The organism is Vreelandella glaciei (assembly GCF_013415125.1).
GTDB lineage: Bacteria > Pseudomonadota > Gammaproteobacteria > Pseudomonadales > Halomonadaceae > Vreelandella > Vreelandella glaciei.
This window is the reverse complement of record NZ_JACCDE010000048.1, coordinates 1-25415: the sequence shown is the minus strand read 5'-3', so window position 1 is coordinate 25415 and position 25415 is coordinate 1. Positions and strand designations below refer to the sequence as shown.

The 25415-nt window shown below is 52.2% G+C and carries 27 protein-coding genes; 16 read left to right on the top strand and 11 right to left on the bottom strand.

What is annotated here, in order from left to right; all coding sequences use genetic code 11:
* The 6 genes from HZS80_RS21875 to HZS80_RS21850 all read right to left on the bottom strand — a co-directional run.
* Positions 1–343: multicopper oxidase domain-containing protein (locus HZS80_RS21875; protein ID WP_179917309.1), on the bottom strand; the 343-nt coding region annotated here is incomplete at its 3' end.
* A 68-nt stretch (positions 344–411) separates the two neighbouring features.
* Positions 412–1746 carry a sensor histidine kinase gene (locus tag HZS80_RS21870; RefSeq protein ID WP_035556037.1) on the bottom strand — a complete coding sequence of 445 codons (1335 nt, stop codon included), beginning with the start codon at positions 1744–1746 and terminating at the stop codon, positions 412–414.
* Positions 1733–2398 (bottom strand): response regulator transcription factor, encoded by a 666-nt coding sequence (locus HZS80_RS21865; RefSeq protein WP_035556039.1) that lies wholly within the window; start codon positions 2396–2398, stop codon positions 1733–1735. The genes HZS80_RS21870 and HZS80_RS21865 overlap by 14 nt, the downstream gene beginning before the upstream one ends.
* A 14-nt stretch (positions 2399–2412) precedes the next feature.
* On the bottom strand, positions 2413–2946 hold the full coding sequence (locus HZS80_RS21860; protein WP_035556080.1) for a cupredoxin domain-containing protein: 534 nt from the start codon (positions 2944–2946) through the stop codon (positions 2413–2415).
* 282 nt (positions 2947–3228) lie between these two features.
* The gene (locus tag HZS80_RS21855) at positions 3229–4086 is read right to left on the bottom strand and encodes a copper resistance D family protein (protein ID WP_217908916.1); all 858 of its coding nucleotides are present in this window, start codon (positions 4084–4086) and stop codon (positions 3229–3231) included.
* A gap of 51 nt (positions 4087–4137) precedes the next feature.
* Positions 4138–4509, bottom strand: a complete 372-nt coding sequence (locus HZS80_RS21850; RefSeq protein WP_035556043.1) for a copper resistance CopC family protein — start codon at positions 4507–4509, stop codon at positions 4138–4140.
* Positions 4510–5048: 539 nt separating this feature from the next.
* Between HZS80_RS21850 and HZS80_RS23920 the strand changes: the two genes are divergently transcribed.
* Positions 5049–5183, top strand: coding sequence for a hypothetical protein (locus HZS80_RS23920; RefSeq protein WP_281372643.1), 135 nt, complete (start codon positions 5049–5051; stop codon positions 5181–5183).
* Between the two features lie 13 nt (positions 5184–5196).
* Positions 5197–5637: a DUF411 domain-containing protein gene (locus tag HZS80_RS21845; RefSeq protein WP_113271262.1), complete on the top strand. Its 441-nt coding sequence runs from the start codon at positions 5197–5199 to the stop codon at positions 5635–5637.
* 381 nt (positions 5638–6018) lie between these two features.
* On the opposite strand, the gene HZS80_RS21840 is transcribed toward HZS80_RS21845, so the two are convergent.
* On the bottom strand, positions 6019–6939 hold the full coding sequence (locus tag HZS80_RS21840; protein ID WP_027957952.1) for a bile acid:sodium symporter family protein: 921 nt from the start codon (positions 6937–6939) through the stop codon (positions 6019–6021).
* 204 nt (positions 6940–7143) lie between these two features.
* Between HZS80_RS21840 and HZS80_RS21835 the strand changes: the two genes are divergently transcribed.
* The 4 genes from HZS80_RS21835 to HZS80_RS21820 all read left to right on the top strand — a co-directional run bounded on the left by HZS80_RS21835 (position 7144) and on the right by HZS80_RS21820 (position 10733).
* Entirely contained in the window at positions 7144–8058 is a 915-nt protein-coding gene (locus HZS80_RS21835; RefSeq protein WP_035556048.1) for a cation diffusion facilitator family transporter, read from the top strand.
* 113 nt (positions 8059–8171) lie between these two features.
* Positions 8172–8849 carry a DsbA family protein gene (locus tag HZS80_RS21830; protein WP_022521292.1) on the top strand — a complete coding sequence of 226 codons (678 nt, stop codon included), beginning with the start codon at positions 8172–8174 and terminating at the stop codon, positions 8847–8849.
* A complete protein-coding gene (locus HZS80_RS21825; RefSeq protein WP_022521291.1) occupies positions 8849–9838 on the top strand; it encodes a M23 family metallopeptidase in 990 nt (329 codons plus the stop codon). The genes HZS80_RS21830 and HZS80_RS21825 overlap by 1 nt, the downstream gene beginning before the upstream one ends.
* A 112-nt stretch (positions 9839–9950) precedes the next feature.
* The gene (locus HZS80_RS21820; protein WP_016916429.1) at positions 9951–10733 is read left to right on the top strand and encodes a ZIP family metal transporter; all 783 of its coding nucleotides are present in this window, start codon (positions 9951–9953) and stop codon (positions 10731–10733) included.
* Positions 10734–10761: 28 nt separating this feature from the next.
* Here the strand turns inward: HZS80_RS21820 and HZS80_RS21815 are convergent, their stop codons facing one another.
* Entirely contained in the window at positions 10762–11220 is a 459-nt protein-coding gene (locus HZS80_RS21815; RefSeq protein WP_082051477.1) for a MerR family transcriptional regulator, read from the bottom strand.
* 86 nt (positions 11221–11306) lie between these two features.
* Here HZS80_RS21815 and HZS80_RS21810 point away from each other — a divergent pair, with 86 nt between their 5' ends.
* From HZS80_RS21810 to HZS80_RS21795, 4 genes are read left to right on the top strand one after another with little or no spacing between them, the layout of a single operon-like run.
* Complete coding sequence (locus HZS80_RS21810) at positions 11307–13493, top strand: heavy metal translocating P-type ATPase (protein WP_113271268.1); 2187 nt, start codon at positions 11307–11309, stop codon at positions 13491–13493.
* Positions 13490–13993 (top strand): signal peptidase II, encoded by a 504-nt coding sequence (gene lspA / locus HZS80_RS21805; protein ID WP_113271269.1) that lies wholly within the window; start codon positions 13490–13492, stop codon positions 13991–13993. The genes HZS80_RS21810 and lspA overlap by 4 nt, the downstream gene beginning before the upstream one ends.
* Before the next feature lie 4 nt (positions 13994–13997).
* Positions 13998–15530 (top strand): apolipoprotein N-acyltransferase, encoded by a 1533-nt coding sequence (gene lnt, locus HZS80_RS21800; protein WP_179917308.1) that lies wholly within the window; start codon positions 13998–14000, stop codon positions 15528–15530.
* A gap of 53 nt (positions 15531–15583) precedes the next feature.
* Positions 15584–16606, top strand: a complete 1023-nt coding sequence (locus HZS80_RS21795; protein ID WP_179917310.1) for a L,D-transpeptidase family protein — start codon at positions 15584–15586, stop codon at positions 16604–16606.
* A 273-nt stretch (positions 16607–16879) separates the two neighbouring features.
* On the opposite strand, the gene HZS80_RS21790 is transcribed toward HZS80_RS21795, so the two are convergent.
* Both HZS80_RS21790 and HZS80_RS21785 read right to left on the bottom strand, forming a co-directional pair.
* Complete coding sequence (locus tag HZS80_RS21790; protein ID WP_127062892.1) at positions 16880–17152, bottom strand: hypothetical protein; 273 nt, start codon at positions 17150–17152, stop codon at positions 16880–16882.
* 130 nt (positions 17153–17282) lie between these two features.
* Positions 17283–18158, bottom strand: a complete 876-nt coding sequence (locus HZS80_RS21785) for a DUF6685 family protein (protein WP_113271271.1) — start codon at positions 18156–18158, stop codon at positions 17283–17285.
* An 89-nt stretch (positions 18159–18247) separates the two neighbouring features.
* Between HZS80_RS21785 and HZS80_RS21780 the strand changes: the two genes are divergently transcribed.
* The 3 genes from HZS80_RS21780 (at position 18248) to HZS80_RS21770 (ending at position 19689) form a co-directional block, all read left to right on the top strand.
* Complete coding sequence (locus tag HZS80_RS21780) at positions 18248–18778, top strand: DUF192 domain-containing protein (RefSeq protein WP_113271272.1); 531 nt, start codon at positions 18248–18250, stop codon at positions 18776–18778.
* A gap of 213 nt (positions 18779–18991) precedes the next feature.
* On the top strand, positions 18992–19270 hold the full coding sequence (locus HZS80_RS21775) for a type II toxin-antitoxin system RelE/ParE family toxin (RefSeq protein WP_035561763.1): 279 nt from the start codon (positions 18992–18994) through the stop codon (positions 19268–19270).
* Between the two features lie 134 nt (positions 19271–19404).
* On the top strand, positions 19405–19689 hold the full coding sequence (locus HZS80_RS21770) for a HigA family addiction module antitoxin (RefSeq protein ID WP_198556051.1): 285 nt from the start codon (positions 19405–19407) through the stop codon (positions 19687–19689).
* 566 nt (positions 19690–20255) lie between these two features.
* Here the strand turns inward: HZS80_RS21770 and HZS80_RS21765 are convergent.
* Entirely contained in the window at positions 20256–20804 is a 549-nt protein-coding gene (locus HZS80_RS21765) for a hypothetical protein (RefSeq protein WP_101146623.1), read from the bottom strand.
* Positions 20805–21283: 479 nt separating this feature from the next.
* On the opposite strand from HZS80_RS21765, the gene HZS80_RS21760 reads away from it, so the two are divergent.
* From HZS80_RS21760 to HZS80_RS21750, 3 genes are all read left to right on the top strand, one after another.
* Positions 21284–22207 carry an Abi family protein gene (locus HZS80_RS21760; protein WP_101146624.1) on the top strand — a complete coding sequence of 308 codons (924 nt, stop codon included), beginning with the start codon at positions 21284–21286 and terminating at the stop codon, positions 22205–22207.
* 64 nt (positions 22208–22271) lie between these two features.
* Positions 22272–22436 (top strand): hypothetical protein, encoded by a 165-nt coding sequence (locus HZS80_RS21755; RefSeq protein ID WP_157826501.1) that lies wholly within the window; start codon positions 22272–22274, stop codon positions 22434–22436.
* Between the two features lie 36 nt (positions 22437–22472).
* Positions 22473–23378 (top strand): hypothetical protein, encoded by a 906-nt coding sequence (locus HZS80_RS21750; protein WP_101146625.1) that lies wholly within the window; start codon positions 22473–22475, stop codon positions 23376–23378.
* Positions 23379–25415: the final 2037 nt, after the last annotated feature.

Sequence of the window (25415 nt, the reverse complement as noted above, 5' to 3'; positions counted from 1 at the left end):
TAAGACCATGCCAGTGGATGGAGGTGGACTCGTCCAGCAGGTTGGTGACACGCAGTACGGCGTCTTGACCTTCTTTCAAACGAATCAGCGGGCCAGGACTGGTACCGTTAATGGTAATTGGTTGGGCTTCTTGTCCGTCAATAGGCAACGATTCACGGCGGATCGCCAGCGATACCTCGGGCCCTTCTTCAACGCCCTGCGCGTAGACATTGCTGCGGCCCCAGGGGTTTGCCCAGGCGGGGGTTAATCCCATTGCCGCAGCGGAACCTATTCCTAGGGCAGCGCCGCCTTTTAGGACCTGCCGGCGAGAAAGCGGGTGAGAAATGATGCTTGAGCGTGCCATGTGTAACTCCCATCAATGATGAATGGCACCATCTTGATGGAAGAAGCTGAATCAAAGCTGAATAGTGATTAATTAATCACTTCAACTGCAAGAGGCAACGTAACCGTAACGCGCAGTCCACCCAGTGGACTACGCTCAAAGCGCGAGTGCCCTGAGTAGCGGGCAATTAACTGCGCAAGAATCGACAGGCCTAAGCCGTAGCCGGGACGGCGTTCATCCAATCGTGTGCCACGCTCTCCCAAGCGCGAAAGATCTTCTTCTGCAACGCCGAAACCGTCATCATCAGTGGTGAGCGTGAGTGTGGTAGCGGAGGCGGCAATATCGCAATTAACGCACCTATTCGCCCATTTGCCAGCGTTATCGAGCACGATGCCTAATATTTCAGAAAAGTCGTGAGCCTCAATAGGCACTAGGTCTTTCTCGCCTGCCGAGTGGGTGAGGTTGAAGATACGCTCAGGGTAAAGGCTGCGGAACATCTCTATGAGCCGTGAACTATCTCGCGTGACGTTCGCCATTCGACCCGCGTTAGGCCCTGCAATACGCGAACGACGCAGCTCTGCAGCTAACTGAGCGTTAATATCTTCAATACGGCTGAGCAGTTTATGCCGTCGGTTTTCATCAATGGGCCGATTGCCGCGCAGTACTTGGGTAATTGCTGCCAGCGGGGTTTTTAAAGCATGAGAAAGATTGGCGACTGATTCCCGCGAGCGTTGTAATCGATGATCGATATCATCCATAAACCAGTTCAGCTGGTCGACTAATTCATCTAGCTCGGAAGGGGCTACTAATAACAAGCGATCACGTTTGCCTGATCGCAAGGCTTCAAGCTGTTGACGCAGTTGCCAAAGTGGCGTGAGGCCGCGGTTAACTGCCAGCATATTGAGTATGATGAGCATTCCTAAAAGCACGGCGGCAATTCCACCGACCCACCAATGCAAGGTAGCAAGTCCTGCTTCTACCTGAGAAAAATCCTCACCCACCAGTAATACGCCGTTAGAACCCTGCCACTCAAAATGGCGGCGGTAGACGAGCATGTGCTGATCGTTATGTTTAACGTCCACAAGAGCATCGCCGTTCTCTTCCAGCAGAGGCGCCAGCTGTTGCTGCCATTGCGGGTCGGAAGCGCTGACCGAACCGTTAAAGCGGAGTACGTAGAGATGATGAAAGACTTGATAGCCTTGGCTAACCGAGTCTAGCGCAGTCGGGACAGCCGTTTGGTCCTGCTCTAGCTGTGCGACCGCATGATTGGCTTCGCGCTGAAGACGCTCACCCAAAAAATCCCGAGCAAGATTCTGTAACAATATGCCATGCAGTAGCCAGGTCGTCACCACCACGAATAGCGCCACGCCACCTAGCCAGGCGAGTAGTCGAAAACGTAAACTGCGCCGATCAATGTGAAGCAAAGAAATACCCCTGGCCGCGCCGCGTTTGAATCACCGATTTGCCGAGATAACGGCGCAGACGAGCGACATAGACTTCGACCAAGTTAGGCGCGGCGGCATCCTGATCCAAGGCATAGAGCTGCTCTAGTAGCTGCTCTTTAGAGTGAATGCGATCAGGATGCAGCATTAAGTAGCGCAGTAACCGAAACTCGGTCGCTGTGAGCGAACGCCACGTTTCACCTTCTAAGCACACTCGTTGACCCGCTTCATCCAACGAAACGCCGTTAAGCGTGATCACTTGAGATAACTGACCAGACTGCCTGCGTAGCAAGGCCTTCAGCCGGGCCATCAGTTCGGCTTCGTGGAAGGGCTTGGTAAGATAGTCATCGGCCCCCGTCTCAAGGCCGACAACTTTATCTTCCCAGGTATCGCGGGCCGTCAGGATCAAAATAGGCGTGTCGCGTTTTTGCCTGCGCCACTGGGCGAGCAGATCCAGCCCTGAGCCGTCGGGCAAACCGACATCTAAGATCGCCAGTTCATAATGCTCGGTTGCCATCAGCGACTTGGCCGCTTTCAAGGAAGCGGCCAAATCAACTAGGTAACCGTTGTCTTTGAGACTCTCTGCTAAGCTTTCCGCTAGCAAGTCATCATCTTCAAGTAGCAACAGTTTCATGGATATACGTCAGATTAGAGAGAAAAATTGCCGTACATGCCGGATTCGTAATGGCCGGGAATGTTACATGCATACTCTAGCGCGTTAACATTATCAGGAACACGCCATAATAGAGACCCAGTCTCGCCAGGTGCAATGGTGACGCCTTCCATACTCATATTGGCCATATCGTGACCATCGCCGTTTGACATATTGGACATATCGTGGCCTTCACCGTGTGCCATATTTGACATGTCATGGCCTCCGCCATTGGCCATGTTTAGCATCATCTGGCGATGTTCTTCTTGGGCTTCTTTGCTACCAATCACAAATTCGTGTTCTAGATTGCCGGTGTTAGTAATTTCAAATTTAACCACCTCCCCTGCCGCCATTTCTAGCGCTTCAGGGTCGAACCACATATCGCCAGCTTCAAGGCTGATCGTGCGGTCAACGTCAGCCTCGGTTAGGCCATTGTCACCACTGCCTTGGCCGGGCGCAGCCCAAGCCGCACTCGTTATCAAACTTAGTGAAAGGGCAAACATAGACGTTGTTAAGGAGATGTTGCGCATGGTCATTTACCTCAGAGGTTAGTGTCACTTGTTCTTTATACGGTGTTAACCTGAAACGAGCCTGAACCTAACGTAAAAATATGGCCTGCTACCCAAAAGCATTTCTAACATGATGATGGATCCTGACCCCCTGATTAGAGTCAACGCTGCAGCAATGACTTTTCGTCTTGTTGGTGCAATTGCCTATGGCAGCCTCCGCCTAAACCTCAGCGTAAGGCCCATAAGAAGGAGACCGTTAATTTCGAGCTCTGGAACGGCTTAACAAGGTGGTTGACCTGTTAGTCACCCATTCGGTGATGACACTCTTGTCAGCACTGCCGTGATCAACAAGATAACCGCGACCAGCACCATCTCCAGTGCAATACTTCTCTGTAACCGTCCTGGGGCTGTTGCGTCGCCGCTCTCAAAGGCCGGAACAAGCCGCCACTTGTTCGCGGCAGCAAATAACAGTAGCACCGCCACAATCAATACCTTGCCGATCAAGAACTGTCCATATGCCGTGGTGAGCAGTGGCGTGAGACCGCCCGTTAGCAGCGTGGCCAACGTGACGCCCGCCAGTACCAACAAGCCGACTCCGCTTATGGCGATTTTCCCGAAACGGGTCAGAATGTGGGCGGTATTGTCCTGGTTGTGACCCCGTCCCACTAAATGGAACAGCGGCCACAGCGAGGCCACCCAGAATGCTGCCGCCATCAGGTGAACGATCAGCAAGCCAGCCAGAATGAGGCGTGGGGTGTTTACTGTATGCCCCACCTGCACGAATGCCAGCATCACCAGTAACACGCCTACTAGGCTCACGCTGTTGGCTGTTTTCGAGAGCGCTAAGTTATTAAGCTGAATCGCCTGGACTAGCAGCAAGCCAGTTACCGCCAGTATTAGTCGGACCCCGGACGCGCCATCGAACACGATTCCGAGCAGCATTGGGTTGGTTGCAGCAGCGATATTGCCGCCCCCAAGGTAACCAGCTTCTAAAGGCCACTGGAACAGAATCAGAATGACCCCCGCCCAGGCAGCAAAGATGCCCATGCAGGCGACGCGCCTCCGGTCGTGATCAGGGAGTCGGGGAAACGCTAGACGAAACAACACGGCCCCCGTCGCGACTAGGGCGTTAAGGTAAATCCCGGCCGCCACGAGAATCATCGCGACGGTCCAGACATCAAGGCTATTTACTGAGGGCCACCAGACCACGGGTCAAGGCTCGACCGAGAAGTTAAAACCGTCAGACATCATGTGCCCGTCATCCGATAGGCCACGCCAGCGCACCTGGTAATCCCCAGCCGAAAGAGTGTCACTGGGCTTTACGAAGTAGCGATCGACCTGTTCACTGCCTGGCTGACCATCAAGAGGAACGGGGCCGTCCGGGCCTGCCACTTCAAACTGGGTGATGCGCATCATGCCACCAAACTCGATGCCAATCTCTGCTGGGGAATCCTGAATGGTGACGCCATCCTTAGGCGAAGTGCTTGCGCCCCCTTCATGGGCCAACACTGGGCTTGCGAGCGACAGCAGCAGCGTTGCTAAGGTAGCGTGAATAATAGGGAGCGAAGTCGTCTTCTTTTGCATACCGTTTCCTTATATTTTTTTAGGCTTGAATGGTTCGTCGCGGAGGCTTCAAATCTGATTCGGTTGAGCCTTCAGACATCGTTCATGTGCCCTATTTGACGAACAAGGCACATGGCATCTTGCTCTTAAAGAACCAAGAGAGCATTCATGGATTCTTTGGCTGCTGGGTTTTCGCTTCTTGGGTGGCGATGTATTTGAGCAGCATTTGTACGCGCTCTTCTTCATGGAACTGAGTCAGTGTTATAGCGTGCCAACCTGAAACAGAGCTGAAAATGGCGGAAAAAATGACCTGTGACAAATCTAGCGTTTGGGATCAGTTTCTTCTTTACCTTTGGGCTACCTATAGGTTGTAGGCTTATAACAAAAGCTAACTCTGCCTTCTTCCATTTTTATCGGATAAGGCAATGTCTCGATCAGCAACATGATGAGAGGAAATATCATGGTTAAGCACACGATGAACTTTGCTATTGGTGGGGCTGCAATCCTCAGTGTCTTAAGTAGCGCCATCTTTGCTCAAGGCATAAATCAGGAGTGATGTCATGATGAACGCGGAATGCTTTGCTTTTATGGGGTCAATGGGGTGGTTAGGCTGGTTGATGCCCCTGGCTATGCTGTTATTAATTGGCTTGGCGATCGCGTCGCTGGCCAAGTACCTCTTCAGTCGTTCACATTAAGGAGTTGAAATTAATGCAACATATGACCACCAAACTTTTGCTCTCGGGTTTCATGCTAATTGGGACGGTCTCCGCTCAAGCGGCGTTACCGCCAGAGGCGACACTGTATAAGAACCCCCAGTGCGGCTGTTGTGACGAATATGCGCGCCATCTTGAGGAACTTGGCGTAGACGTCACCGTTATTGATGACGTCGAGCTGGGTGATATCAAACAACAGGCGGGTGTTCCCTATGGTCTTGGATCGTGCCATACCATCGAAATCGGCGAGTATTGGATTGAGGGCCATGTTCCGATGGAAGCCGTACAGGCGCTGTTTGAGCAACAGCCTGATGCAGACGGCATTGGCCTAGCAGGTATGCCCATCGGTACACCGGGGATGCCAGGGCCTCAGGAAGCGCCCTATGACGTGTATTCCTTTACGGATCAAGAAGACAAGGCGTTTATGACGCTGTAGTAGGTTTTGGATGACATAATTAGACCTCTTGTACTACATGAGATGTTTGTTAAGCACCAGGTGTGTTTCGAGATGATTTGAAAATTGGTTGCGTCAGACGCTCTCTAACGTGCGACATGTTCAAGAAATCATCCAGAAATTGGCGGGGCCTTTCCCAGGGTTCGCTGATACTTTTAAGCATCTTAAATCCAAAAATGAACAGATACCCTGCGAAGCCTCTGTGTTAAATGCTTTTAGCAAGGTCAGTATTGGTCACAGTGACTTAGCATAGGTACTATTTGCCACCTTTATGAGTAGCGGTGTCTGTTTTGTCGGTAAGAGCAACCTGTACACCCCGTGTACAGGTTGCTCTTCTGACGAAGAGCCGATACGGCCATCCCTTCAGTGGCGGGCGAGGATCTTCGCTGCGATGGGCGAAGTGATCATTTGAATCACGGCAAAAAAAGCGGCTGGAATTGCGATCTCTGATGGCAAGCCAGAAGCAGCGACAAACGCTGCAGCGATGCTGAATTCCTTTTTACTGACCGTGAAAAGATAGGTAATCACCTCTTTGCGATCAGAGGTGAGTAACCGTGAGGACATACCTACCAGGTACCCAATCAAATTGAGGCACAGGGCCGCGCCCGCAATCACAAACGCATACCAGCCATAGCCAATGATCGTGGTGGCATTCGGCCCGACCACGGCGAGTAGGATCAGCAGATACAGAATCGACCCTATCCCTGCATACGCTGAATCATGCCGTGCAAAGAAAGCCGAGAACCTTGTACGCAAGCTGACCCCAATCACGGTAGGAAGAAGCACGATTAGTGTTAATTCAAGAATAATTGATCCAAGCGGCACGTCTAACTGAAGGCCGGTGAGCCATAAAAACAGGAAGGGAACAATAAACGGACATAACGCGGTGTTGACTGCGTTGAAAACAGCGGCAAGCGCCACATTGCCTTTCGCCATCAGTACCAAAAGAGGAGAAGACACATCTGTCGGCAGCGTGCCGAGCAAGGTTTGGCCAGCAGCCAGCGGGCCGCTTCCAAAAAATAGACGGCCCGTTAGCCACCCGGCAATCGACATAGGCCCATAGACCAGCCCCAATGCCAACAACTGCCGTGACGGCTTTCGGAACACGATGCGCACTGCATGCGCATCGAATGTGAGGCTGATAATCAACATCAGTAATGCCAGTAATGGCCCAATCGCGAACTTAAGCATTATTCCGGTGGCCGGAAAGAGTAAGCCTCCCCCCGCGACGACGATTACAAACCAGACAAGGTGCGCCTCGACAAAATAAATGAATCTACCCATGGTGGATTGGACGTTACCGGTTGAAGTGGATTGAGCCCCGCACCTAAAACATGATCACCTTCGGCCCAGCACACAAAGGCTCCTTGGTAGCTAGGGACGTGCTTCCCAATCCAGCGATGCAAATAGATAATGCTCAAGGGTTGAAGCTTTAGTTGCTAGAGGTTTTATAGTACCAAGAACAGATAATTCGAGAGAGGGTAACAGATGGGACATCATCATGATCATCCCCACATTGATCCTGCCTCTGGCGACCGGCGCGTCAGCATCTCCATTTGGGCCAATGGGCTCTTAACCATCGCTCAAATCGTCGGTGGCATTATGGCGGGGAGCCTATCGCTGATCGCTGATGCGTTACATAACTTTTCTGACTTGGCAGCATTAGTCATTGCCTTTGCTGCTCGTAAAATCGCCAGACGGCCTGCCGATGTGCATATGACCTTTGGCTATGGCCGCATCGAGATAGTGGCAGCACTCATCAATTACACCACCCTCATTATTGTCGGTGTCTACCTGATTTACGAAGGCGCTATGCGGATGGTCGATCCCCCTGAGATAGAGGGATGGACGATCGTGATTATTGGTGGCGTCGCGCTCGTCGTCGATGCCCTTACCGCCATGCTCACGTGGTCAATGCAAAAAGAGAGTGTCAATATCCGCGCCCTTTTTCTGCATAACTTATCGGATGCGTTTGCCTCCATCGCCGTGATTATCGGTGGTTCGCTTATTTTACTGTACGACATGCGCTGGGTAGACCCCGCGATCACGATAGGGATTGCGCTATATATTCTTTACCTAGCCTTCTCTGAAATTGGCGGCCCTATCCGTACGCTAATGCTGGGATCTCCCCCGGACATTGACGGGCAGGCAGTCGTTGAGACCGTACGAGATATCGAGGGAGTCCAGGATATTCACCATGTGCATCTATGGCAGATGCAGGAAAACATGGCAGCCCTTGACTGCCACGTGGTTCTGACAGAAACCGGCTGGCAGCAGCTTGAATCCGTCAAAGCAGAGATCAAGGAGCAGCTTAAAATGCGCTTCAGTATTGCTCATTCCAGCCTAGAGTTTGAGCATAGTGACCACGCGCATCAAAATGCCAATCTATATGGGCATGAGTGACAGACCGAGGCCGGCTCCCAGCTCAGGTAGATAGCGAGCAGCTTACTCCCATAGCGATTGGCTTATTTTTCAACCCTACTTTTCCACCCCATCGTTGAGACAGAGAGAGAAACATGTTCAAAAAAGCGTCTTTTATATTGGCCGGTACGTTAATGCTGACCGCTGCGATCGTCGCCGTATCGAAGCCTGCCCTCTTAGACATGCAAGCTCAGGCAGCAAAAGAGAGCGGTGTCCAGGCCGAGGACTCCTTGGTGCGTTCACACTCCCCCATCTTGGGACGAGAAGACGCGCCGGTGACGATTGTGGAATTCTTCGATCCGGCTTGCGAAGCCTGCCGTGCTTTCTATCCCCTGACAAAAAGTATTCTGGAAACCTACCCAGAAAAAGTGCGGCTCATCGTGCGCTACACTCCTTTCCACGGCGACGTATCGGACAAGGCCATTCGGGTATTAGAAGTTGCTCGTCGTCAGGGCGTCTTTGAACCGGTACTGGAGAGGCTGCTGGCTCGCCAGGATCAATGGGCTTCACATGGCAGTTTTGATGAATCCGCTATCCTCGATATCGCGAGCCAAGGAGGCCTTGATTTAGCGGCTGCCGAAGAGCAACTGACTTCTGCTGAGGTGCAGGCGGTGATTGACCAAGACATGGCGGATGTCAGAGCCAATCAGATTCGCCAAACACCTACCTTTTTTGTCAATGGCGAGCCTTTAGACCCCTTTGGTATGCAAGAGCTGATTGATGCCGTCGAGAGTGAAGTAGCGGAGATCTCTGGGGAAGAGGATGGCCAGTGATGCAGCGCTGGTGGTTACTAGGCTTGGTGGGCTTTTACCCCTTGCTAGCCGAAGCCAATTGGCAAACGCATCTGTCATTGCCTCCGTCTGAACTTAGCCCTGTCAAGTTACAGGCGGCTAGCGAGCAAGAAGGCACATTACCGCTCGATAGCGTTGATACCCTAACCTTTGGGCGTGATGTCGTCATTGATACCACCCTCTACGAGGCCTTGGCAGCAGAAGGTGTCCCAACGCGTTTCGCCACTAAACTGGAAACACTGCTCAGCGAGTTTATCGCAGCGCCGCTGGAGTTTTCTGGCAGTGAACGTATTCAATTAGTGTGGGAGGAAGATCGACGCCAGGACGGCGCCCGTGTTGGGCCACCACGCCTCAGTTATGCCGCTCTGCCTGATCAGGCAGAGCCCTTGGAGGTCATATGGCCGGTCACCCAAAAGGGGGACGTAGCTCTTTTCAAAAGCGACACCCTGCTAGGCACGTTGCGGTTGCCCGTGCTTAGTGCCCGCTTAACGTCTCGCTTTGGGAATCGGCGACATCCTGTGTATGGAGGGATGCGTCCTCATAATGGAATTGACTTGGCTGCGCCGACAGGAACGCCGGTCATTGCCACCGCACCTGGGCGCGTATTCTTTATGGGTCGCCAAGGGGGATATGGGCAGGTGATCGAGGTGGAGCACGACACAGGGGCCATTAGTCGCTACACACACCTTAGCCGATTCTCCCCACAGCTAGTGGTTGGGGATTTAGTCAATGCGGGAGAGTCGCTCGGAGAGGTAGGTTCCTCCGGGGTCGCCACGGGCCCCAACCTGCATTACGAAGTGAGAGTCAATAACCAGCCTGTTGATCCCCTTGGTCAAGGTCAACGCATCATGTTGGGTGAGCAGCCGACTCAAGGTGAATATCAAGCGTCACTTTACGAGGCAAGAGATCGCTTGGAACAAGCTATCGGCACGGCGTCCATTTATGACTTGATCTCGTTTAACGAGCCGTAACCACCCGTGCTTAGCAACGTTGCATGGATTGTTAGTAACGTGAACGTGTGCTTGCCTCGTTATGGAACCCTAGCGCTGTGATCACTCATCTACCACAAGACAGGTAATCGGTATGGAAGAGGTTTCTCTCGTCACAATGGGGGTATTGGGAAGCCTTGCCGCGGGCTTGATGACGGCTGTCGGGGCGCTTCCTATCTTGTTTACCAAAAGACCGAATCGTGGTGTTCGCGATTTAGCGTTGGGGTTCGCCGCTGGCGTCATGCTAGCGGCCTCTTTCTTCTCACTGATCATACCCTCCTTAGAAGCCTCGGAGCTGCGTTACGGAGGTAGCGTGGTACCTGCTGCCATTGCCTGTGCGGCCATCTTGCTAGGGATTGGAATGGTCGCACTACTGAACGAACTCTTACCTCATGAGCACTTCGAACAGGGGCGAGAAGGGCCAGAGGCTGCCTCACTACGTCGTATCTGGTTGTTTATTATTGCCATTACGATACACAACCTGCCAGAGGGGCTGGCCGTTGGCGTGGCCTTCGGCGCAGGGGGAAGCGAAGGAGGCATTCCACTAGCGATTGGCATTGGACTTCAGAATGCCCCAGAAGGACTGGCCGTAGCAGTATCACTGCTAGGCGTGGGCTATTCACGTTGGCGGTCATGGACGATTGCCGCCCTTACGGGGCTTGTTGAGCCGTTAGGTGGCTTATTAGGCGCTGGAGTCATCAGCATGTCACAAGCGCTACTGCCCTGGGGGTTGGCCTTTGCAGCGGGGGCGATGTTGTATGTGATCAGTCATGAGATTATTCCCGAAACTCATCGAAGCGGGCACCAAAAAAAGGCCACGCTGGGCCTCTCCATCGGATTGGTACTCATGCTGTTTTTGGATGTTTCGCTGGGCTAACCATTGGGCGTGGGGCGTAGCGTTAGTGCTAACCCAAGTCGTGAGCCCCTCCGTGCGATTTTTCAGTGATACAGAGCTGATGATCACTGATGACCTCAATGATTCGGCAGCTTTCCACTTTACCACCGGCACACTGCGTGACCATCCGTTGAAGCTCCTCACGCAGTATGGACAGTCGTTGAAGGCGGGACTCCACTTTCTTTAGGTGATGCGTGGCGATGGCATCGACTTCTTGGCAAGGCATATCAGGTTGATCTGACATGGCCAAAAGCTCTCGCACTGACTCCACCGAAAAGCCAAAGTCTCGGGCATGACGAATAAAGGTCAAGCGCCGCACAGCGTCGTCTCCATAGCGGCGCTGCCCCCCACCGGTTCGTGTTGCATCGCGCAGCAGCCCAATACGCTCGTAATAACGAACCGTTTCAGGTTTGCAATCGGCTCGTCGTGCTAACTCACCAATGCTGATACTTTGCCCCATCATCGACATGGTAAAACTCCTTACGTAGGGCTTGAAGCTATAGTTGCTACAAGGTTTACACTTCAAAACCATAGCCCATTGAGAGAAGAGGCACCATGAAAACATCAACGCCGACAACAGCGCCAAACGTCTTGACGCTGCGTGTTGAAGGCATGGACTGCGGCGGTTGTGAGCGCAAGGTTGTATCGGCGCTAGAGCGACTGGAAGGCATTGAGGAAGTCACGGCAAGCTCGGTCACGGGATCAGTGAAGATTCACCACCACGATCACGGGGCCCCCTCGCGAAAGACCATTGAGGGCATCCTGAACGAACTAGGCTATCAAGTGGCTTCCCATGATGGCCAAACACGCGCATCTGGTGCTTCATCCTCTTGGTGGCAAACCGCTAAAGGGCGCTTGGTCATTATCACAGGAAATCTGCTGATAGTGGCCTTCGCGCTTCGTTTAGCATGGCCTGCGCTGGGTAATATGCCTTTCATTTTGGCCACGCTAGTCGGCTTAATACCCATTGCGCAGAGTGCCTGGGGCGCCCTCAAAATGCGCAATCCCTTTACCATCGAGATGCTGATGTGCATCGCTGCGCTTGGCGCATTGGCCATCAATGCTGCCGCTGAAGCTGCGATGGTCGTGTTCTTGTTCGCCGTAGGTGAGCTACTCGAAGGGGTAGCTGCTTCACGAGCGCGCCGCAGTATCTCAGCCTTGGCAAATTTAACACCCTCAACGGCGAGGCTGATGGACAATGGCCAGCTGCGTGACGTCTCGGCGGAGTCACTTAAACCCGGGCAGCGTGTGCTGGTGCGGCCCGGTGATCGCGTACCCTGCGATGGACGCATCCTGGTGGGCACCTCCGACATTGACGAGTCGCCGGTAAACGGCGAGTCCATACCCCGTTCGCGAGCGCCTGGTGATGACATTTTTGCTGGCACAGTGAATCTTGATGCCGCCCTGGAGGTGGAGGTAACACGAGGCGCTGATGACAATACGATCGCTCGCGTTATTCGTCTGGTTGAAGAAGCACAGGCCGCCAAGGCACCGATAGCACGCTTTATTGATCGTTTTGCGTATTACTATATGCCCGCCGTCGTCTTACTCGCCCTACTGATGGCGATAGTGCCACCGCTGGTATCGACCATGGCATGGTCGGAGTCGATTTACCGTGCGTTAGCATTGCTGTTAATCGCATGCCCCTGCGCGTTGGTCATTTCTACCCCAGCCGCCATCGCCGCAGGTCTCTCGGCGGGCGCTCGGCGCGGACTACTGATCAAAGGGGGAGCCGTTCTTGAACAGTTAAGTAAGCTTCGCTTGGTGGCATTAGATAAAACGGGCACCCTCACTGCGGGTACCCCAAGAGTCACAGATGTGGAGTCTTGGATTGCTGAGGAAGACGATAACAGCGTATTGCGGCTCGCCGCCGCGATAGAGCGAGATTCCAGTCACCCTATCGCCACGGCTATCGTTGAGCATGCCCGACAGTCGGGCCTAAACCTCCCCACCGTCACCGGCAGTCGTGCTTTGGCGGGGCGCGGTGTCTCAGGCCAGGTGGAGGGTCGCGAGCTGAGCTTAATGACGCCTCGTCATCTTCACGAGAAAGTCATCCTTGAGGTAAGTCTCAGTGCTCGGATTATCGCGTTAGAAGAAGCCGGTAAGAGCCTCGCACTCCTCGTCGAAGGCGAGCGTTTGTTGGGCTTGATCGCTGTTCGCGATGAGCCACGCGAAGATGCCCTTGAAGGCCTAGCGGCGCTATCCCGTTTAGGCGTACAGGCTGTCATGCTCAGCGGTGATAATGCCCGCACCGTCGCTGCCACTGGGGGTCGCTTAGGCATTGAAGCGTACGGCGAACTCATGCCTGAAGACAAGGCAGCGTATGTTCGAGACTGGCAAGCGGCAGGTCGTGGCCCCATCGGTAAAGTTGGCGATGGCATCAACGATGCACCGGCACTCGCGGCAGCCGATGTCGGTATCGCGATGGGGGGCGGCACGGATGTGGCGTTGGAAACCGCCGATGCAGCCTTGCTCAAGAACCGCGTTACCGGCATCGCTGAGCTGATAGACCTCTCTCGTGCCACGCTGCGCAATGTGAAAACCAACGTTGTTCTCGCCCTTGGCTTAAAAGCCATTTTCCTGGTCACCACAGCTCTGGGTATTACCGGTATGTGGATTGCGGTGATGGCCGATACCGGTGCTACCGTCCTAGTGACGTTGAACGCCATGCGACTGCTGGGTTATCGCTTTTCGCCCAGTACCGCATTGACAGGCCTGTCACAAGGAAAAACAACGTCATGAGCACAGCGCAACACGACAGCCCTTCACGACGTTGGCCATGGTTCACATTTGCTTGCGTGTTGGCTCTAGCCGATCAACTGGTCAAAGAAATCGTGCATGCCCGGATGTCGTTTGGCCAAGTCATTCCGCTAACACCGTTTTTTAACTGGGTTTACACCGGTAATACAGGGGCCGCTTTCAGCTTTCTCGCGGAGGCAGGTGGTTGGCAGCGCTATTTCTTTCTTGGTTTAGCGTTGGTGGTGGTCGTCGTATTGGTTGTGCAGCTATGCAAACCCCTGTCGCGCTTAGAGGCCTGCGCGTACAGCCTGATTCTTGGCGGCGCGCTCGGTAATACCGTTGATCGCTTAGCGCGAGGGTACGTCGTCGACTATCTGGACATTTACTGGGGCGAATGGCATTGGCCCGCCTTTAACATGGCCGATATCGCGCTGTTTGCAGGTGTATTGATGTTCGCAGTGGCATTATGGCGTGAAAGTCCTGCTTTTAAGCGCGCAGAGTAACAGTATGGATTTGGTCGATAAAGATAAAGAATATACGCTTTTTGCTGGGCGCTCCTCACCAATAGTAGATTGCGTTGTAGCGCTAGCCGCTGGGGTACTGACCACCTTGAGTGCCGCCCCTTTTTCCCTATGGTGGCTTGGCCCAGTGGGCGTAGCACTGGTCTATTGGAAAATAGCATCGCTAACGCCCGCCATGGCCACCCTGCGTGGGTGGTGTTATGGCGTAGGCCTGTTCGGTTCAGGCACGTCGTGGGTCTTCGTTGCTATTCACGATTTCAGTGGCACCGGGGCCTTAGTAGCGATGTCCCTCACCACTCTTTTTGTCAGCGTCCTGGCGCTCTTCTTTGCAGTTCCCTTTGGGCTCTATCGACGCATCACGGGGCCACGGTTCGCCTTTCTTAGCTTTGCCGGTATGTGGGTGGTGAGCGAATGGCTACGCACCTGGTTGCTCACCGGCTTTCCCTGGTTATTGCTGGGCACCTCTCAGATAGATTCTCCACTAGCCCCATGGGCGCCCGTTGGTGGTGTGTACTTGCTGTCACTCATGACCGCGCTGACAGGTACGTTAGGGGTAGAAGTACTGCGTCGCCGCTGGGGTTTCCTTGTCCCAATGGCCGCCTTGTGGATCGTTCCATTCCTATTGCCTGCCCAATGGACAACCCCGGCTGGCAAGCCCATCCAGGTGGCATTGCTGCAAGGGAATCTTGATCAGCGCATTAAGTGGACTGCCCAAGGGCAGCGCGAGGCGGTCAATATCTACACAACAATGACACAAGAGCAAGCAAGGGACATCGATCTCATCGTTTGGCCCGAGGCAGCCCTTCCCATGCTTGAGCAGGAAGCACAGCGAATACTGGAGCAAGTAGCGTCCGACCTGGGGCCTAACACCGCCTTGTTGACCGGCATTTTGCAACGCGACAGTGAAGGGCGCTCTTATAACAGCGTCATAGGGCTAAATGATGTGCAGGGCGAATACCAGAAAGCGCACTTAGTACCCTTTGGCGAGTATTTGCCATTCCAAAGCCTCCTCGCTGACACCCTTGCTTTTTTCGACTTGCCAGCACCCCGCCTGACCCCAGGGTCAGACGGACAGGCTCCGTTACACGTGGCTGGAACCACCATTGGCACTGCCATCTGTTACGAGATCATTTTCGCCGACCACGTCGCCCAACAGGCGCGTAATGCCGAGCTGCTATTAACGGTATCCAACGATACGTGGTTTGGGCGTTCCATTGGCCCACACCAACATCTTCAAATGGCGCGTCTACGTGCCTTAGAAAATGGTCGTCACCTACTTCGAGCTACCAGTAATGGCGTGACGGCCATCATCGATTCACAAGGTCACGTCACAGCCCGTGCCCCACAGTTTGAACAGGCCAGTTTAACTGGCGAAGTGACCCCGATGCAGGGCCTAACTCCTTTCACACGCACCGGTAGTGGCCCCTCTTGGATACTCGCCGCCTTGCTGACGCTGCTCGGATTACAACTAAACTTATCTCGATCAAAAAACGACGCATTAGATGAAAAAGGAACCTAGCGATGCTCTCGGTAAATAACGCAGCAATACTTAAGAGACTCCTCCCATGGCCAATGCAGATGGGCTTCATCATGAGTGTGATGGTTTCGTCTCTGGCATGGCTCCCTGTCGCCATGGCGGCACAACCCGCCACTACCCAGGAGACGGAATGGCCTAAGGGGCATTACCCGCTACCTGAGGAAGGCAATATTATCGGAGAGGCTGACACCTTCACAGTGAAGGATTACGACGATACCTTGATAGATATTGCCAAGCGTCACAACCTTGGCTATTTGGAGATGATCCGTGCAAACCCAGAGGTCAGCATCTGGGTTCCAGGGGTGGGCACGGAAGTGACTATTCCGGGACGTTTTATTCTGCCGAATGTAGAGCGTACTGGGATCGTTATAAATATTGCCGAGCTGCGGCTTTACTACTACCCAGATGTCAAAAACGGTGAGACACCGCGTGTTGAGACCTATCCTATTGGCATTGGTCGCGAAGGGTTTGATACCCCTCTCGGTGTGACCGAGACCACCATGAACATTAAAAACCCCGCATGGTACCCGCCTGAGTCGGTAAAACGTGAAGCTGAAGCACGCGGCGAAACCGCGCCAAGTGTTGTCCCGCCCGGCCCCGATAATCCGCTGGGAGACCACGCCATTATCTTAGGCTTCGATGGCTATTTGATTCACGGTACCAACCAGCCCGATGGCATTGGCATGCGTGCAAGCCGTGGCTGTATACGCATGTTGCCTGCCGATATTGAATCAATTTTTGACCGCATACCGGCGGGCACCCAGGTCAATATCATCAACCAACCTATTAAAATCGGTTGGGACAACGGACAGCCGCTGATACAGGCATTACCTCCTTTAGGGGTGGAGGATCACACCATGACCGCTATATCAGATGCCATTTCACGCCTTGAGCAACGCAATGCAGATGGCGTTAGCTTCGATTACGAACAGCTTGGCGATTTACTAGCATTATCCAACGGGCTTATCGAACCTCTGTATCCGAAGCCGGAACCGAGTAATAAAGAAGACGACAATATCAACAGTGTTTATGAAGAACTGACACTTCATTCGTCGTGAATGTCGATAAAGACAAGGCAGAGCGTTTTTTCAGCCCTTTGGAGAACAACGGCTTGGCTACCGTCAAACCCTTAATATTCGTCGTGTGTTGTTGATTGAGCTCTTCCATCACTAGCGTAGAAAGAGCTAATGCGATCATCACAACGTTGGTAGCATCCACTTTCGGTAGCACTGAAGTGTGACGAAGAGGATCTATTCTAAGCCCCTTCCACTGGCTGGCAGGGGCTTTTCTATACCTAGGCAAAGTGATAAATATTATTTCCCTATTAAGATTCATTTATTCCAGTGTTTGTTTAGTGGCTGATGCTCTGGGTTCGCCTTATCAATTGCAGCACCGATAGCAGCATAGGCGTGTTGGTACGTCTTATAGTTTTTCTGATTGCTGTAATACACGTTAAAATCAACAAGGCTTCGCACCACTGCCAGCAGGGTTTCTGGCTCACCATCACGAGTGATAACGTCAATAGCGTCGGTCACAGATTCATCGTAAACGCGCATAGCTATCTCGGCGTGAAACGCCTCTGCGTCGTGTTTAATCTTTGCCAAGTTCATTCTCCTTATATGCGTTGCTAATCACTGTACTTTCAAAGCCCGCTAACAGCCTGGTGGTTCTACGCGCTGCCGCAATAACACCAGCTGATGTCAGCCCTGTCCAATGGATGTGCCCAGTTTTTTTCTATTGTTGTTTCGCCTGCTTGCGTAAGAGGTCGCAGAAATCGAGCCAGCCGTAAGCTCGGAATATATCGGCTACGCCCATGGCTTTGCTGTTCTCACAGGACAACAGTAAAAGGTGATGGCCATCCTGCCGCGGCGGGGGTGCTGAACAGATGGCGAATGGGATCTGCGCAGCCTCCATCCGCTTCATAAACGCTTCGTTCATTGTGTGGTGCTCTGGCTCGCAAAAGATGTCGAAGGCGCTGAGAATAACTTGGGCGACCTCGGTGTTCAGTTCATGCCTGGTCAAGGGAGCTTTTATGCGCAGCTCAGGATCGAGGAAGCCAGCAATCAGACAAGCTGTAGCGAAGTGATGGGCGCCACCCTGGTTGTTTAGATGGTATCCCCAGGGCCGCCAACTGAAACCTTCTACTGACTCTTCAGCGCCAGAACCGCCATGGAAGCGGAGTTCATGCCAGTTGGGCAAAGGTTCGATGCTGGCACGGTTGTTGTGAACCAATTCGCGACATTCGCCGATAGCATAGGCGTCGAGAGTGGCGTAGCCGACGAGATCGCCTTTCCCAGACGCCAGGGAGATGATGTCTCTGATCGAGCAGCTGAAGTTGTCATCGTAGGTGGTCGATGTGAGTCCAGCGGCCGCTGGATAAGGCAAGCGCTGACATTGCAGCCCCGTTCGCCCTGGTCGCCAGTAGGCAATATCGTCCCCTAAGCAAAGCGGCCATCGGTGCCATTGGATGATGCCGAGTTCGCTGGCGCTAGCTGCTGGGAGCGTTACCCGGGCTGCTAAGTGTGAAAATTCAATAGCGTGCTGCACGGCTGCTGGGCTGGCCCAGTGAGCATGGCGCAGCCAGCGGACCAGTAATGTGGTCGCCAGCATAATATGTTCCCCCAAACCCTAACCGTTACGGTCACCCTCGGCTCTATCTTGGAGTGACATTCTGATTTTATTCTGGAGCCCAGGTGATAATGTTTCAGCGTCAACAAAGGCTTGTGGGATTCGATCGGCCCACGACCCGAAAAAGTATCCGCATTTTGGCGCTTTTCTTGATTGGCACTGCTCTAATCACGGGGATGATTCTTCGACAGGCCACTGCATTTTCCTCTGGTGTTTTGCACGCTAAGGAAGGCCGATATTCGCTCATGCTTGAGGTGGCATCTACCTCGCGCCAGCGTCGCAATGGCCTAATGGAGCGTGACTCAATGGCTCCCGATGCTGGCATGCTCTTCGTCTATGATGAGGAGCAGACAACCGATCATGCTTTCTGGATGTACCAAACTCGTATACCGCTTGATATTGCCTTCCTCGACCATGACGGAGAGATCCAGTCGATCACCAGCATGGCCCCCTGCACGAGAGAAAAAGAAGCCTGTCCGCGTTATCCAGCTGGCACGCGCTTCTGGATGGCCCTGGAGGTAAACGCTGGCTACTTCAATGAGCATGGTATAGCCGCTGGAGATCGCCTAGAGGTCGACCCTTTACAGCACCCCCCCTCTTAAAACCTGTTCTACTGCAGGAATGAGAGAGAAGCACGTTAATGAGCACACCCGTTTTTTCACCTCAATCGGGGCCAATCTAGTTGGCGGAACAACTGCTCCTGTACTGTCAGCCATGCCACCTTTAAGCAGTTTCTACCTCAGCTGTCATTGACGCGTGTAGCGTTACGCGCTACACTTCGAGGGCGTTTCACAACAAGGGAGCAAAGCAATGCGATGATAAAGAAGATCAAACACAAAGGGCTTAAACGTCTTTATGAGAAGGGAGAATCCCAAGGAGTACAACCAAACCATGTAGACGATTTAAGAGACATACTTGCTGCACTGGACGCAGCCACTAAGCCAAACGATATGAATTTGCCAGGATTTGATTTTCATAGTTTGAAGGGTGATAGAAAAGGCTTTTTTTCGGTGCATGTAAACGGTAATTGGGTAGTGATATTTACGTTTGATGGGGAAGATGTACACCTTGTTGACTATTTAGACTACCACTAACCCCGGCGTTCCTTGATAACCGGCTCGGTACGGTTATCAAGGGCCACCGAGAAAGATGGCCTCGCAGACGTAGCCATGAATGCAACACCTCAAATATGCGATACACAATTTGTGTAGAGAGAGAGAACTGAAACATGACCATGATGAACCCGCCGCACCCAGGTAGCTTATTGCGCCGTCGGATCGTGCCAGCGCTGGGGCTGAACGTCACTGAATTTTCCAAAAAGTTAGGCATGTCTCGTGCAGCAGTTTCACGCGTATTACATGAGCATGCCGCTATTTCCCCCGATTTGGCCGTTAAGTTAGAGCATGGCGGAATTGGCAATGCCAAGCACTGGCTAACGATGCAGGCAAACTATGAGCTATGGCACGCCGAGCATAAAGAACAGAACCATATTGAAAGATTTGCAGCTGTTTGAATTAGTAAGATATTAATTCGGAAAAACCCAACGTACCGCGACGTTGGGTTTTTTGTATCCAATTAGCCTCGCTAATTGAGACGCAAAAACCCGGCTTATTGCCGGGTATCAAGGTTTAAATATTGGCCATTATGAAAAATCTGCTTACCCATTCATGCGAACGTAGCAGGTAATAGCACCTAATTAGAGGTCGTCTTCTTCCTCTACATATTTGGGCACGCAGTCATGACAAAGGAATAATTGGCGTTCCTGGCCGAACACCACAGCTGTTATATTGTGAACTGCTTCTCGCGCACATGGCGTCTCATCATCCTTCATGCCTTCGCACTCAATCACGGTGCTACCTCATCGGTTTTTTGTCTGACTAGGATTAACCAGCAGCTTCGCTAAAAGCCCTACTCCTATTAAAACACTAGGCCTGCATTTCGACACCCGTCGACATAGGTGTTATCTATATTCTTTTAACAGGTTAAAAAAACGTCGTATAGGGCCGGACTTTTGGTGTTTGATGTTGTGTCATGCCATCTGGATGTAGAGAAACCCGGCTGGCAATTCTTCGCAGCGTGTTACTTCTTATTCACGCGGTGGTAAATTTCTTCCTCTAAGACGAGCTTAAACGCCTCTCCTTCTGCTTCAAATTCATCCCACAAGCATTCTGGCAGCGATGCAGCGTCCAGATCGAGTTGGCCCGGCTGAGCGCCGTATTCTATTTCATTGACGATATGGGGTTCGCGCTGGATAAATAACGTGGCCATAGTGTTGAGCTTTTCGTCTTCACGCTCTTTCTGGTAGAGCCTAATTTCATCTAGCGCCGGGCCTTCTGGCCAGGACTCTTTTCCTTCCATTCGACGTTTTGCCGTGTCAATCAGCTCGCCGAAAGCGCCCAAAGCCCCTGCTGCTGAACGATGCCCGTACTCATCGGCCGCCAAGATCAAGTCTTGCTCTTTATAATCGCGCACAGCCACGCGAAAACGAACGCCATCACAATGCAAGACCGAGTAAGGCATGACACTGCTTTCGGCATCAATCCACTCGGCAATACCTCGTATAGTAGTTTCACGGTCAAAAATGCGGCGTGGGTAATCGTCCCAGCCATCGATAGCGTCGAGAATCATGCTTCCCCCTGTGGGCGCTTATTAAGTTTATTAAGATAATTTCAAGTGGTTTTTCTATATTCATCTTGGTGGGTAGTTAAAGTACTGCCAACCATACATGTGAAATTCGGTGAATTATAAACAGGCTATACGTTGGATTCCGGTGCAACATTCCCCCTATAGCTGCCTTTTACTACCCAGTCAAAGCGTACTACATCAATTAGACTTGTCCTGGCCAAGGTTCACCTTCGGCCGAGTACCCATTACAGATAAGAAACAGCTTTGGTTGGCACGGGCACAGTAAAGGTCTACTACTGCAAGTGGACTTGTACCGACCAAGGTTCTCCCTATTCCGGGTGCCCATTCGGCATAGGAAACAGCCTAGATTGACACGAGTACAGTAGAAGCCTATTATTTAAGACAAGAATAACCCCCACGCCTCACAGGATTCGTTCTGACTGCGCACCAGGGGGTTAGTTTTTTTAGTGGTAAAAGAATGTATGGGGCTACAACTGCAACCACAACTAAACTTCACAAAACCCGCAAAATCCTCTCACGCCCATCTTCGCCACCTTCGCGCCAAGGGTCTCATCACCAAAGGTCAGCAATCACAAGCACTTAATGCCCTTCAGTTTGTCGGGTATTACCGGCTGCTCATTTATACGCGGCCGCTGCAGGATGATCAAAAACGTTTTTATCCGGGTGTAAGGTTTGACGATATTCTTGCGCTTTACGAGTTCGATCGTAGTCTTCGGCTAGTGCTCCTTGACGCTATTGAACAAGTAGAAGTCGCGTTTAGATCCGCCATAGTTAACGCTATGGCCAATGACAAAGACTGCGGCCCCCACTTCTATCTCAAAACCAAACATTTCAAGGACATGGAAGCGCACCGCAATTTCATGAAGAACGTCTTGGGATTGAGACTTACCAACCCCATTAAGCACTATTACCACACTTACCATACGCCGCCTTATCCGCCGATCTGGACAATCTTGGAGGAGTTAAGCATTGGCCAAATGTCGCGGTTGCTTGCCAGTCTTGATCGCGAACATCGGAGGCGAGTGGCTACACAGTTTGGCTACGATGAAAAGGTCATTGTGTCGTGGCTCAAAAGCACAACCATGCTGCGTAATAATTGTGCCCACCATAGCAGGGTCTGGAATAATAATGTCGGCGCTGACAGCCCTCAAAGCGCGAATGCTATCCACTCCGAGTTTCCAGGCAACCCTGATCAAGGATTTTTCTTTTCCCGGACCGTCGCGCTCCAAGCACTTTTGAAAGCGATCGATCCATCAACAACTTGGCAGGATCGCTTCAAGACAGTTATGAGAACATTGCCAGTTGCGACGCTCTCAAAAGCCGGCATCACACCTCAGTCAATAGGGATTCCCTTTCAGTGGGAAACACGACCGTTCTGGAACTGAATACAACCCGAAGCTAATTTTCAGAGAGTATCCTGAAACATCTTATTATCCAGGGAAAGGTACGATGTTACGCTGCCTGGGAGTTGCAGAATACGAGGCCTTGGCGAAAGTAGCCGATCGTTTGCGCCTCACTTGGATCGAAGTCCCTGATGAAATCGAGGATAGTTGGGTAAGGCTGAATCGCCAAACGGTTGCCTATCTAAGTGAGTTAGGTGCCACATCCAACTGATTAAGTTTAAACAGTTGCTTGTAATAGGCTCTACCAATGGTCACTAACATTAATGAGTATGAGGCAGAGACTGCCTTTGAACGTTTTGCCCTTGACCGGTATTTACCCCTGACAGCCCAGGCATCAGGAAGCTACATCGATATACGTCCCCTCATTGACGGAGGAAAAAACGTTATACAGAACGGGGCGAGCCACATTCAAGCCAATCGGGAGGACAACCTACGTGCAGCTTTCTTGCCATTGGCGTTTGGAGCAGCCTGGAAGGTGCTCGATCTTACGATCGAGCTTGCGCTGGCGAAACAAGGTATAAAACCCCAGCGGGAAGCCAAGCTCTGGCCAATTAAGGAAAAGGCTCGTATCGCAATGAGCGAGACGCTGAATGGCGCGATCCTAACCGAGGAAACCTGCACCTGGGTGGGAATTCTGACTTGCTACGTGTCTACAATAGAGTATCGCCATAGCCTGATTCATCGACAAGCTCAGTTTGTGGAAATCCCCCTCACCTTATCGGGCCATGGTAGAGACGGTATGCCACTTCCACCGCTAGATGAAGCTACGCTTAGAGCCTTAATCGCGTTGTCACAACTCGTTGGGGAAGGAATCATCAGCAACGGGCTGAATCGCCGTCGTCTCGACAACGTGAATTTTCTCTTGAATAGATTATCGTGCTTTGGGGTTAACTCAGTACCGCAAGGCGTCAGGATGAAGCCTATCGAATATTATTGGATGAAACTTCGTCCAGACCCTCATGGCCAATGGGTGGCCCCCTTCTCGATCGTTCATGAGCAGATGCGATGCAGAAGACAGTTAGGACACATTGACGTTCGCATCGACTTACCGGGAGAAAGCGGTCGCCAGCTTGTCGGTCAGTGCGAGGATCTACCGGACTGGGATGTCACAATCGATTTCAACCAACCCCCAAGCTATCTAGCTTATCAGTAATGCAGCCTAGCCAAGATATATAAAAGAGAAGTGTTGAAATAGACATTGTACTCAGGCGGGCGCCGCAGGGACCGAGCCATGGCTGAACCTTGCGATTACCGATCGCGAGACATTGAAGCGATACCTTCGGGCGCTCGCCCTGGGGGCTCTCAACGCCTGTGTAATTGATCCTGCTAACGATAGCTCGACACAAGATCAAGGCAGCCATATCCTGCGGATCCTACCTCCCCTCAACTGACCGAGATTGTCGTTTGGGTATTATTTTTTCCGATATTAACTTTCCAGATGTCACCTATGCCCCTATCTTATTGGCGAGGCCGTTCATTGAACGGTATGGGAAACGGAAATTGCTAATCACGGTAACCTCTTAGGTTGGTTGTCAGGTTGTTTCGACAAGGCCCGCGGGCTTTTCGGCTATCACGCGAGGGCGCTTACGTCAGCAGACCTGATCACCTCCTCGAGGCATCCCTGTGGCTTTTTGCTCCAGGTGAAGCTGTCATGCACAGCAAATCTGCAGCCTTCGGCTGATCAGATTCACGTTTTACCTTCAAGCCCCTTCTAGTTCGCTAGTTGGGGCTTTCTCATTCTGTGTCATAACCGGCCCTATCTCCTTTGAACCAGCCATTCATGAGCAGGGGACAACAGGGGGGAATCACTTGCAGCAAAGTGGTGGTCCAGGCCGGCGAGGCGCTGGTGACAAACTACCTAGATACCCCCCTTTACTCGGTCGTCCGTGATTTATGAGGCGTGCGTTCGCCTGCCATGGAATAACGCGCACCCTAAGTACCCCGAGCGAGAAACCCTTCTGTGATATGTCGCTGCAGCTCAGGCTTTAGTGATCGATACTCAGCAGCATATCAATCGCCAGACTTCATGAAAGCGATCCCGCTCCGCGGCCTCTGAGTACTCGATGAGGATTCACCTCGAGGGACGATTTCGCCAGCAAGCACCAAGCAGAATGAGAAATCCAATGATCACTAGCATCGAATATACAAGTCGACGTGACATCGAGCGCCGATACTGTAGTCCTGTCCATTCGTGGGGTTGATGAGCGTTCAACTCGCTTGGCAAAGGGGGAGGCTGATGTTCTCTTAATGCAGTTCGATGATGTTGTTCCCGGTGAGGGCTTCGGCTGCGAAGAGCCCATGACGCTTGAGGATGCTTGGAGGATTTCAGGCTGGATTCGGCAGTGGACCAGCGATCGACGATCAGTAAAAATTGTCGTTCACTGCACTGTCGGTGTGAGCCAGTGTGCTGTAGTGGATCTCTGGGCTGGCGCCTCAATCAATCGGCCTGCTCAAGGGGTCGAGGAGGATGGCAGGGATGCGAATCCACACGTTCGGTCAATGCTCGACCGCACGGCAGCGTAAACAGTGCGTATTGCCCATGAGTTATACTGTAGCCTATCGACTGGTTGCGGCCATCCAGCACTTCCTCACTCCAAGTGTCACTCTGCGTCCTACCATTGATGAGACCTGCACTGGGTAGGAATAACTAAGGAGATCGTATGAATGAGGTCGAGGGCTGCTTCAAGGGCTACATGATCAACAGCAGCATGGATGGAATTAGGAATCACTGAGCGAATTTTTTATCGGGTTGTACCATATCGATGGTGGGACAGCCGGGGAGTTCTGCATTCAGTGGGGTAATCACTCCCCTTTATTGCATGTTTATCAGGATGATTGGAAAGCCCTGTACTCTATGCAAGATGTGCTGAATTTACTGGCTGAACTGGATGGCAAAGAGATAACTCCAGAAAAGTTTATTAAGAAACTTAAAGCCTTAGGGTTTCGAGAGAACCTGTAGTTTCATTGAGGCTTAACGAGATTTTATTTCATCCTGAAGGCCCCTCAAGATCGAGGGGCCTTTTTCATTGCGCTGCACAGTGAACCGCCCCGGCTTTACCGGAGACTCCGTATCTTGAGAGGATGGAGTTATGAACTCACCAAAACGATATTCCCCAGAAGTCCGGGAGCGAGCTGTTCGATTAGTCCTTGAACAGCAAGGCGAATACCCGTCCAAGTGGGCGGCGATCTG

What these genes read in the sequence shown, in the direction of transcription:
- HZS80_RS21755 (WP_157826501.1), top strand. Translation starts at nt 22,272, where the DNA reads ATGTTACGCTGCCTGGGAGTTGCAGAATACGAGGCCTTGGCGAAAGTA.
- HZS80_RS21795 (WP_179917310.1), top strand. Translation starts at nt 15,584, where the DNA reads ATGCAGATGGGCTTCATCATGAGTGTGATGGTTTCGTCTCTGGCATGG.
- HZS80_RS21830 (WP_022521292.1), top strand. Translation starts at nt 8,172, where the DNA reads ATGTTCAAAAAAGCGTCTTTTATATTGGCCGGTACGTTAATGCTGACC.
- HZS80_RS21815 (WP_082051477.1), bottom strand. Translation starts at nt 11,220, where the DNA reads ATGTCGATGATGGGGCAAAGTATCAGCATTGGTGAGTTAGCACGACGA.
- HZS80_RS21810 (WP_113271268.1), top strand. Translation starts at nt 11,307, where the DNA reads ATGAAAACATCAACGCCGACAACAGCGCCAAACGTCTTGACGCTGCGT.
- lnt (WP_179917308.1), top strand. Translation starts at nt 13,998, where the DNA reads ATGGATTTGGTCGATAAAGATAAAGAATATACGCTTTTTGCTGGGCGC.
- HZS80_RS21750 (WP_101146625.1), top strand. Translation starts at nt 22,473, where the DNA reads ATGGTCACTAACATTAATGAGTATGAGGCAGAGACTGCCTTTGAACGT.
- HZS80_RS21850 (WP_035556043.1), bottom strand. Translation starts at nt 4,509, where the DNA reads ATGCAAAAGAAGACGACTTCGCTCCCTATTATTCACGCTACCTTAGCA.
- HZS80_RS21785 (WP_113271271.1), bottom strand. Translation starts at nt 18,158, where the DNA reads ATGCTGGCGACCACATTACTGGTCCGCTGGCTGCGCCATGCTCACTGG.
- lspA (WP_113271269.1), top strand. Translation starts at nt 13,490, where the DNA reads ATGAGCACAGCGCAACACGACAGCCCTTCACGACGTTGGCCATGGTTC.
- HZS80_RS23920 (WP_281372643.1), top strand. Translation starts at nt 5,049, where the DNA reads ATGATGAACGCGGAATGCTTTGCTTTTATGGGGTCAATGGGGTGGTTA.
- HZS80_RS21825 (WP_022521291.1), top strand. Translation starts at nt 8,849, where the DNA reads ATGCAGCGCTGGTGGTTACTAGGCTTGGTGGGCTTTTACCCCTTGCTA.
- HZS80_RS21770 (WP_198556051.1), top strand. Translation starts at nt 19,405, where the DNA reads ATGACCATGATGAACCCGCCGCACCCAGGTAGCTTATTGCGCCGTCGG.
- HZS80_RS21775 (WP_035561763.1), top strand. Translation starts at nt 18,992, where the DNA reads ATGATAAAGAAGATCAAACACAAAGGGCTTAAACGTCTTTATGAGAAG.
- HZS80_RS21860 (WP_035556080.1), bottom strand. Translation starts at nt 2,946, where the DNA reads ATGCGCAACATCTCCTTAACAACGTCTATGTTTGCCCTTTCACTAAGT.
- HZS80_RS21820 (WP_016916429.1), top strand. Translation starts at nt 9,951, where the DNA reads ATGGAAGAGGTTTCTCTCGTCACAATGGGGGTATTGGGAAGCCTTGCC.
- HZS80_RS21865 (WP_035556039.1), bottom strand. Translation starts at nt 2,398, where the DNA reads ATGAAACTGTTGCTACTTGAAGATGATGACTTGCTAGCGGAAAGCTTA.
- HZS80_RS21840 (WP_027957952.1), bottom strand. Translation starts at nt 6,939, where the DNA reads ATGGGTAGATTCATTTATTTTGTCGAGGCGCACCTTGTCTGGTTTGTA.
- HZS80_RS21780 (WP_113271272.1), top strand. Translation starts at nt 18,248, where the DNA reads ATGTTTCAGCGTCAACAAAGGCTTGTGGGATTCGATCGGCCCACGACC.
- HZS80_RS21855 (WP_217908916.1), bottom strand. Translation starts at nt 4,086, where the DNA reads ATGATTCTCGTGGCGGCCGGGATTTACCTTAACGCCCTAGTCGCGACG.
- HZS80_RS21760 (WP_101146624.1), top strand. Translation starts at nt 21,284, where the DNA reads ATGGGGCTACAACTGCAACCACAACTAAACTTCACAAAACCCGCAAAA.
- HZS80_RS21845 (WP_113271262.1), top strand. Translation starts at nt 5,197, where the DNA reads ATGCAACATATGACCACCAAACTTTTGCTCTCGGGTTTCATGCTAATT.
- HZS80_RS21835 (WP_035556048.1), top strand. Translation starts at nt 7,144, where the DNA reads ATGGGACATCATCATGATCATCCCCACATTGATCCTGCCTCTGGCGAC.
- HZS80_RS21765 (WP_101146623.1), bottom strand. Translation starts at nt 20,804, where the DNA reads ATGATTCTCGACGCTATCGATGGCTGGGACGATTACCCACGCCGCATT.